The 8921-nt window shown below is 61.8% G+C and carries 5 protein-coding genes and 1 pseudogene; 5 read left to right on the forward strand and 1 reads right to left on the reverse strand.

The genetic code is table 11. The features are described from left to right. Positions 1-236 precede the first annotated feature (236 nt). The 3 genes from HGO40_RS13365 (at position 237) to HGO40_RS13375 (ending at position 3939) form a co-directional block, all read left to right on the forward strand. The gene (locus HGO40_RS13365) at positions 237-2099 is read left to right on the forward strand and encodes an ATP-binding protein (protein WP_250963383.1); all 1863 of its coding nucleotides are present in this window, start codon (positions 237-239) and stop codon (positions 2097-2099) included. Positions 2100-2191: 92 nt separating this feature from the next. Further along, entirely contained in the window at positions 2192-3424 is a 1233-nt protein-coding gene (locus HGO40_RS13370) for a porin (protein WP_250963384.1), read from the forward strand. Then, positions 3424-3939 (forward strand): type 2 periplasmic-binding domain-containing protein, encoded by a 516-nt coding sequence (locus tag HGO40_RS13375; RefSeq protein WP_250963385.1) that lies wholly within the window; start codon positions 3424-3426, stop codon positions 3937-3939. Before HGO40_RS13370 ends, HGO40_RS13375 begins: the two co-directional genes overlap by 1 nt. Here HGO40_RS13375 and HGO40_RS13380 read toward each other — a convergent pair. Then, positions 3885-6257, reverse strand: coding sequence for a bifunctional diguanylate cyclase/phosphodiesterase (locus tag HGO40_RS13380; RefSeq protein ID WP_250963386.1), 2373 nt, complete (start codon positions 6255-6257; stop codon positions 3885-3887). The genes HGO40_RS13375 and HGO40_RS13380 overlap by 55 nt on opposite strands. A gap of 299 nt (positions 6258-6556) precedes the next feature. Between HGO40_RS13380 and HGO40_RS13385 the strand changes: the two genes are divergently transcribed. Both HGO40_RS13385 and HGO40_RS13390 read left to right on the forward strand, forming a co-directional pair. Then, positions 6557-7567 carry a response regulator gene (locus tag HGO40_RS13385; RefSeq protein ID WP_250963387.1) on the forward strand — a complete coding sequence of 337 codons (1011 nt, stop codon included), beginning with the start codon at positions 6557-6559 and terminating at the stop codon, positions 7565-7567. A 3-nt stretch (positions 7568-7570) separates the two neighbouring features. After that, positions 7571-8524: pseudogene (locus tag HGO40_RS13390) on the forward strand (sensor domain-containing diguanylate cyclase). Positions 8525-8921: the final 397 nt, after the last annotated feature.

Raw genomic sequence — 8921 nt, forward strand, 5'->3', positions numbered from 1 at the left:
GGTCACAGGGTTCAATTCAAAATGTGCCCTCTTGCTGCGCAATCAGATCCCTGAAAAAGCGCAAATGACCTGCGCGACACTCCATCCCTCTTCGCATAATTGGCATGCAGAGTTTGTGGTCTATAGTCAGACACATCCAGGCTCTTTCGCTCGGGCCTTCAGGAGCAACACCCCCTCGAGCCGTAACCGTGTCGGATGCTCACCAGCCTCCGGTCGAACAATGCAGGGAGCAAGCCATGCCGATCCAGCGGCCCGAGACACTGGGGTTGGCCCCTGGCACCGCTCATTGTGCAGAAGCCGATGGCGGTACCGAAGCCAGCACGCTTCGGCGTTTCTTCGACCAGGCCAAGGAAGCCTACATCCTGTTCCCGTTGCTGGCTGCCCTGCTGTTGCTGGTCGTCTGGAGCGCCACCCTCTACCTGATCAAGGTTGAACATCTTCGCGCGCAGCAGAGCGCCGCGACGGCCAGCCTGGAGATGGGCGCTACCTACGAAGCGCAAATGTTGCGCGCCATCCATGAAATCGATCAGACCCTCAAGCTGGTCAAATACACCTTTGAGACCGAGGACGAGCCCAATCCCCTGCGCCGCCTCCAGGAGCGGGCCTTGTTGCCGCCGGCCTTGGTGTTCGACGTCAGTGTGGTCAATCCGGACGGCCGGCTCGTGGCGAGCACGCGGGTCAACGACCGGGAAAACATCGCTGACCCGGATGAACAGCAAACGCTGCGGCACAGCGATTCGTTGTCCATCAGCCATCCATGGAAAAGCCCAATCACTGGAGAATGGCGCTTGCGCTTCAGCCGGCGACTCGATGCCGCGGATGGCAGGCTTTCCGGGATCGCCAGGGTCGAAGTGGATGCTGCCTATTTCGTCAGCAGCTACGACGCCTCGAAACTCGGCGACCAGGGTGCGCTCGGGCTGCTGGGTACGGACGGCATCTTTCGCGTACGGCGCACCGGGGAAACGCTATCGGCCGGCGATGCGGTCAATTACACGGCGGTGGTGCCGGACGCTGAAAACACCGAGGCGACGCTCTCGATCAACGGTTGGGACGGCGTGCGGCGCTACACCAGTGCCCGCCAGCTCTATGATTTTCCGCTGGCGGTGATCGTCGGGTTGTCCGAGGAAGAACAGCTGGCCGCGGTGAACCAGCAAGCGCGTACCTATCTGTGGCGTGCCGCGGGCGGCAGCCTGGTGCTGGTATTGCTTGTGGGCCTGCTCGCCCGGAGGAGCTGGCAGCTGGCGCAAAGCCGCTTGCGCGCCGCCGAAGCCCAGGTCCAACTGGCCGCGGCCGCACGCCAGGCCGGCATGGCGGAAATCGCCACCAATGTGCTGCACAACGTCGGTAACGTGCTTAACAGCGTGAATATCTCCGCCGATCTGGTCACCCGCAAACTGCGCACCAGCAAGGCCTTGGGGCTTGGCAAGGCGGTGCAAATGATGAACGAGCACGCCGAAGACCTCGGCGATTTCATCTCCCACGACGACAAAGGCAAGCTGTTGCCCGGCTACCTGAACCAGTTGGTGGACGCACTGGCGATCGAGCAACAGAGCATGACCGAAGAACTCGGCCAACTGAGCAAAAGCGTCGATCACATCAAGGAAATCGTCGCCGCCCAGCAATCCTATGCGGGTCCATCCAGCCTCGCCGAAACCGTGCAGGTCAAGGACCTGATCGAGGATGCCCTGCGCATGAACGCCGGCATCATCGCGGCGCATCGGATCACCGTGGTGAGAAACCTGGCCGACACGCCCTTGCTGCAACTGGACAAGCACCGTGTGCTGCTGATCCTCATCAACCTGATAAAAAACGCCAGCAGGGCGATGGGTGACCGATTGGAGCCGGCCCCTCAAATCATCCTTCAGAGCGAGATTCCCCAGGACGACACTTTGGTCATCAAAGTCATCGACAACGGCGAAGGCATCGTGCCCGAGAATCTGACGCGGATCTTTGCCCACGGATTTACCACACGCAAGGATGGCCATGGCTTTGGCCTGCACAGTTGCGTCCTGGCGGCCATGGAGATGGGCGGTTCGCTGGAGGCCCATAGCGATGGGCCGGGAACAGGGGCGACCTTTACGCTCAAACTGGCGATCTAGACTAGGCTTCGCTGGGTAATGGCGCGCAGATTCAGCCGACCGTACAAGGAACAGACGAATGGCGATCCACGCAACGAGGTCACCTTGAGCCCATGGTGAAAAAAAACAATACCTTGGCCTTGGTCGTCGTGACGCTGTACGCCGGCGGCGCCAGTGCCGACGCTACCGAGACGTTCTCGCTGAGCAGTTTCGGCACGGTGGGGATCGTCCATTCCAGCGAGAAAAAAGCCGACTTCACCTCCAGCATCTTCAAGCCCAACGGCGCCGGGCATTCGCGCAACTGGAGCGCTGACGTCGACAGCCTGATAGGCGCCCAACTGACGGCCACCTTCACCCCGCAGCTTTCGGCCGTGGTGCAGGTCATTTCCGAGCAGCGCTACGACAACAGCTACCGGCCCTTCGTCGAGTGGGCCAACATCAAGTACCAGTTCACGCCGGATTTCAACGCGCGCATTGGCCGTACTGTGTTGCCGACCTTCCTGGTGTCCGACACCCGTAAAGTGGGCTATACCCTGCCCTGGGTACGCGCGCCCATGGAGGTCTACAGCCTGATGCCGATCTCCAGCAGCGACGGCATCGATGGCAGCTACCGGTTTCATGTCGATGCAATCATCAATACCGTACAGGCTCACTACGGCCAGACCGACAGCCGGCAGCCCGACGGGGCCGGCAAGGCACTGACGAGAAACTTCTGGGGAATCACCAATACCACCGAGTTCGACGTGCTCACCACGCGCATCACCTACATGAAAGCCGACCTGACCCTGGAGCAGTTCAATTCACTCTTCGATACGTTCAGAGCGTTCGGCACAGAAGGCATCGCCATTGCCGATCGCTACGACTCCGATGACACCCCCGTCGAATTTCTCGGCGTGGGCGCCAGCTACGATCCGGGCGACTGGTTCGTCATGAGTGAATGGGGGCGTCTCGATAGCCGCTCCGGCCTGGGCCGCACCAGTGCCTGGTACATCAGCGGCGGGTACCGCATCGAAGCGTTCACGCCCTACGTCACCTACGCACGCTCCCGGACCGAAACCGAAGTTTCCAGCCCGGGCCTGACGATAGCGGCCTTGCCACCGGCCTTGGCGGGCACGGCCGCCGAGCTTAACGGTGCGCTCAATTCGGTCTTGGGCTCGAACGAAGGCCAGCAGACCCTTTCCCTGGGCATGCGCTGGGATTTCACCAGGAACATGGATGCCAAAGTGCAATTCGATCACACACGTTTCAAGGGCCACTCGGTCGGTCCGTTGATCAATCCCCAACCGGACTTCACGTCGGGGGGCTCGCTCAACGTCATCAGCCTGGCTGTGGATTTTGTCTTCTGATGGAGCAGGCCATGTGGGTTGTGAGATTCATCGGATTCGCTGTGGCGGGGCTCGCCCTGGTCGCCGCCAGCGCTGCCGTCAAGGCCGACGTGGTGGTGGTCGTCGCCATGTCCAGCCCGGTGAAGACACTCGCGCGCAATCAGGTGGCGGATATTTTCCTGGGCAAGGCCAGTCGTTTTCCCGGTGGCGGCCAGGCGATTCCCATCGACCAGACAGAAGATTCCCCGACCCGCGATGAGTTCTACACAACGATCACCGGCAAGTCCGCTGCCCAGCTCAAGGCGCACTGGTCAAAAATCATCTTCACCGGCAGGGGCCAGCCGCCACTGGCGGTTTCAAGCGGCACGGAAGTCAAGAAACGTATTGCCGAGAACCCCGACACCATCGGCTATCTCGACGCGCGGGAGCTGGATGACAGCGTCCGGGCACTGCCGCTCGAGCCGCAAGGAATGGCGAGTCCTTACGGAGCGAGGTTTGGATCAGTTGCCTGGGCCTGCAGCAATAACTTGAACTGATCGGCGGGAATCGGCCTGTTGAAATAGAAACCCTGGAACTCATCGCACGCATTGTCCCTCAGGAAATCGGCCTGCTCCTTGGTTTCCACGCCCTGGGCCACCACGGTCAGGCTGAGGGTGCGGCCCATCGCGATGATGGCCTCGGTGAGGGCTTTGTCTTCCGACACGCTGCTGGTGTCGCAGATACACGAGCGGTCGATCTTGATGACATCCAACGGAAACTGTTCGAGGGCAGAGAGCGACGAATAGCCGATACCGAAATCATCGATGGCGATACGGACCTGCAGGCGCTTGAGCCCGGTCAACACACTCAGCGCCCTCTTGACGTCCTGCATGAGCAGGCGCTCGGCGATTTCCAGTTCCAGCAGGCGCGCATCCATACCGGTTTCGGCCAATATCTCGGCCAAATCCGCCAGCAGGTCCTCATCGGCAAACTGCCGTGCCGTGAGGTTCACGGCGACGCCCAGGTGCGGCAGGCCTTGTCGTTGCCAGGCGACGTTTTGCTGGCAGGCGGTCTTGAGCACCCACTTGCCGATCGGCACGATCAAACCGGTCTCTTCCGCAATGGGGATGAACTGCATGGGCGCCACGATCCCCAGGTCGGGATGATTCCAGCGCAGCAGCGCTTCCATGCCGGTGATCAGGCCACTGCGAATGTCCCGCTTGGCCTGGTAATGCAGCTGGAACTCCTGGCGCTCCAGGGCGTGGCGCAGGCTCAGCTCCAGGGTCAGCCGTTCCAAAGAATCGGCGTTCAGTTTCGCGGAGTAGAACTGGAAGTTGTTCTTGCCACGTTGCTTGGCCTGGTACATCGCGATATCGGCGTTTTTCGTGAGGGTCTGCTCGTCCAGGCCTTCCTGTGGAAACACGCTGATCCCGACGCTGGCAGTCACCCGAAACTCCTGGCCCTGAAGGTTGAAAGGCCGGGCAATCGCACCAAGGACTTTCTGCGCGGCGCTCGCCACGTCGTTGTCCTCCGACAGCTCCGGCAGCAGGATCACGAATTCGTCGCCGCCCAACCGGGCCACCGTATCGCTGCTGCGCAGACACGCCTCGAGACGCTGCGCCACCTCCATGAGCAGTTGATCGCCGGCATCGTGCCCCAGCGTGTCATTGACTTGCTTGAAACGGTCGAGGTCAAGGAACAACACGGCCAATTGCCGATCGTAACGGTCGGCCTCACGGATGCTCTGGCTCAACAGCTTGCTGAACAGGCTGCGATTGGGCAATGCCGTGAGGCCATCGTGATAGGCCAAGTACTCGACACTTTCCGCGTAGGCAATTTTCGCTTCGCCCGCGCGCAAGCGGCTTTGCGCCAGTTGCCAGCTCATCCGCGCGAGAAGTCCCGCCAACAACACCAGTAGCAGGCTGGCGCCCGCCGCGCGCCAGAGATAGCGCTGCGCCTGCCGGGTCACCGCAGCCAGTTGTTCTTCCTCGGACAAGCCGACGATCACCGCCAGCGGAAAGTCGTAGAGCTGGCGGGCACTGGTATAGCGCCGCACACCGTCCCATGGGTTGATCGCGCGTACAGCCTCGGTGTTTTCCGTATCCGGCACCACGCTGGCGTAATCGATCGGGTCACCGGCCGAGATCGTTTCCCCACTGCGCCGTGCCCGGAAGATGCCGTCGATGCCCAGCAGGCCGAGCAAGCCGTGGTCGCCCAGTTTCGAGGGGTCATAACTGCTGACGAAATAGGCCGCGTCGACCTCGATCATGGCGATCCCGGCGAACCCGCCATTCCCTTCATCGAGCCGCCGACTGAAACGCAATGTCCACTCCCCCGTCGCCGGGCTTTTCCACGGGCGGCCAATCGACAGCGCCGTGTCCGGCCCTGGCGTTTGCAGCGCGTCTTGGGCCATCCTGCTTCCGGCCTCGCTCGGCTGGGTACTGGCCACGACCCGGCCGCTGGCATCGACGACGCTGACGTCAAACAAGTAGGGAGAAGGCAGCAAACCGCGTGCCTTGAGCTTGGGCAACGGGTTGGGCTCGCGCTCGGACTCGTAGGTGTACTTGACCAGCTTGAGGGTCTGGTCGATTTCACGCACCGCCCGCAGGATCTGCGCTTCGTAGGTGGCGCCGATTTCCAGGCTCGCTTCGGCAATCCCCTGCTGCGCACGCGCGTGTTCGACCTTGATGAGGTACAGGGTACCGGCCCAGATGAGCAACAGCAGCAGGGCCGCCAGCAATGGGAACAGGACATAGGCTTCCCTGGCCTGGTCGAAACCGCGCCGAAACAGATTGTTCGTCACATCGGCCCGGGCGTTTTCTCGATGGACGACACTCGGGGCCGACGTCATGACACTCGCCCGTTGGATCGCCATGGTGTGCTCCCTGCATTGTTCCCACTGACGGACTGCGGGTCACCGACCGCCTGCGGAAAACTATAGACCACAAACCGCGCCCGCCACGCCCAATCGCGCGCCGACCGTGGCTTTGCCCAGGATTCGATGACGAAGTGCAGTTGACGTCCCTGACTTATTGGTCCAGTTTCAATACAACCGTGTCCAGCAGTGCCTGGTGCTGGACACCACGCTTGATAAACCCGATTCGTTAATCAAAAGGGTCTTTGCAAGCCTATGAATGACGTACGCAGCACCTCCTCTCCTGCCATTGAAATTCGATGGATGTCCTTGTGTCGTTGATCCCTCTGGTGGTGTGTGACGACTCCAACATGGCGCGCAAACAGGTGTTGCGTGCCCTGCCGGCGGACTGGCCGGTTTCGGTCACCGAGGCGACCAACGGGCGCCAGGCCATGGACGCCATACGCCAGGGCCTGGGCCACGTGGTGTTGCTCGACCTGACCATGCCGGAGATGGATGGCTACCAGGTGTTGAACGCCTTGCGCGACGAGGGCTTGAAGGCGCAGGTGATCGTGATTTCCGGTGACGTCCAGGATGAGGCGGTGCGCCGCGTGCTGGAGTTGGGCGCCCTGGCGTTCCTGAAAAAGCCGTTCGACGAAAACGACCTGCGCCAGACGCTGGCGCGGCTGGGGCTACTGGCCCAACCCGGGCAGGTGCCGCCGCAGAATCGTTCGGCCACGAACGTGGCCATCGGTTTCCACGATGCATTCCGCGAGACCGTCAACGTGGCCATCGGCCGGGCGGCGGCGCTGATCGCCAAGGTGTTGGGGGTCTTCGTGCAATTGCCGGTGCCGAACGTCAACCTCCTCGAGGTCGGTGAATTGCACATGGCCTTGAACGATGTCGTCAGTTCCCAGCAACTCACCGCCATTTGCCAGGGGTTTATCGGCAGCGGCATCGCCGGCGAAGCCTTGCTGATCTTCCACGATTCGGAAATCGCCGATATCGCGCAATTGATGCAGCGCCAGAGCGCCGACTATTCGGACCTGGAAATGCTGCTGGACCTTTCCAGTGTCTTGATCGGCGCGTGCCTGAGCAGCATTGCCGAACAGATCGACGTGGTGTTTTCCCAGGGCCACCCGCAGATTCTCGGCCAGCACGCCGCCATCGAGGAATTGATCCGGGACAACAGCAAGCACTGGAAAAAGACCCTGGCGGTGGAAATCAGCTACAGCCTGGAGGGGCACGATATTCGTTTCGACCTGTTGTTGCTGTTCACGGAGGACTCCATCGAACGGTTGACCCATAAACTTGCCTACCTGATGAACTGAGCCATGAGCGAATCCATCGATCTGAACGAGTTCCACTGGTTGCTGGCGATCGTTCAGAGCATCGACGTCGGGGTGGTGGTGCTCGACCGCGAGTACCGCGTGCAAGTCTGGAACACCTTCATGGAGAACCGCTCCGGGGTGCAGCCCAAGGACGCCCACAACCAGCATTTTTTCAGCCTGTTCCCTGAAATCGATCGCCAATGGTTCAGTCGCAAGGTGTAAAGCGTCGCGACCCTGGGCACGCCGGCGTGCACGGTCTGGGAGCAGCGTCCGTACCTGATGCGCTTCAAGAGCTACCAGCCGATCACCGGCCAGGAAGCGTTCATGTACCAGAACACCACCCTGCTGCCGCTGCGCTCGCCGGACAACACCATCAAGCACATCTGCCTGGTGATCTATGACGTCACCGACGTCGCCACCAACCGGCATCAGCTCCAGGCCGCCAACGCACAGCTGCAACTCCTCTCCAGCACCGATCGGCTGACGGGGTTGTACAACCGCGGTCATTGGGAGAGCAACCTCAAGGCCGCCTATGCCCGGCACCAGCGCTACGGCAATGCGTTGAGCCTGGTGATGCTCGATATCGATCACTTCAAGCGGGTCAACGACACCTACGGCCACCAGGCGGGCGACAAGGTCATCGAGCATGTCGCCAGGCTGCTGCGCGAGCATGTACGCGAATCCGACGTGGCGGGGCGTTATGGCGGGGAAGAGTTCGGCGTGGTGCTGTCAGACACCGACAAGGCCGGCGCCCGGATTTTTGCCGAGCGTATGCGCCAGGCCGTCGAAGCGCTGGAGGTGCAGTACAACGACCAGGCCATCCGTTTCACCATCAGCCTGGGCGTGGCCGACCTGAGCCAGCCCGCGAACGACCACGCCGACCTGATCGCCAGGGCGGACCAGGCGCTGTATACCTCGAAGAAGACCGGGCGCAACCGAGTGACGGTGCATGACTAGCGAGCCCGCAACGGCTCAGTGCCCGATCACACCCAGTCCATCCAACACCAGCTCCTGTGGCGAGGGAGCTTGCTCCCGCTGGGTTGCGAAGCAACCCCAAATCAGCCACACCGTTTCGCCAGGCACACCGCGCACACCGCTTTTGCGACTGCTGCGCAGCCGAGCGGGAGCAAGCTCCCTCGCCACAAGTACGTCTCGATTCGGGTGAGGGAGATTTGTGCCCCCCACAGTTTTTTTCCGAGGCGATGGTGAGGCTTGAGACACACCCCACATCCCCTGTGGGAGCGGGCTTGCTCGCGAAGAGGGGCGGGGACCCCCCCGGAATCTGGGGGGACCACCCCCGTATCGCGCGAGCCCCGGCCCCCCCCGGCGCGGGGGGTGGGGATTAAGGACCGCC

This window comes from Pseudomonas sp. CG7, assembly GCF_023701885.1.
Classification (GTDB): domain Bacteria; phylum Pseudomonadota; class Gammaproteobacteria; order Pseudomonadales; family Pseudomonadaceae; genus Aquipseudomonas; species Aquipseudomonas zanjanensis.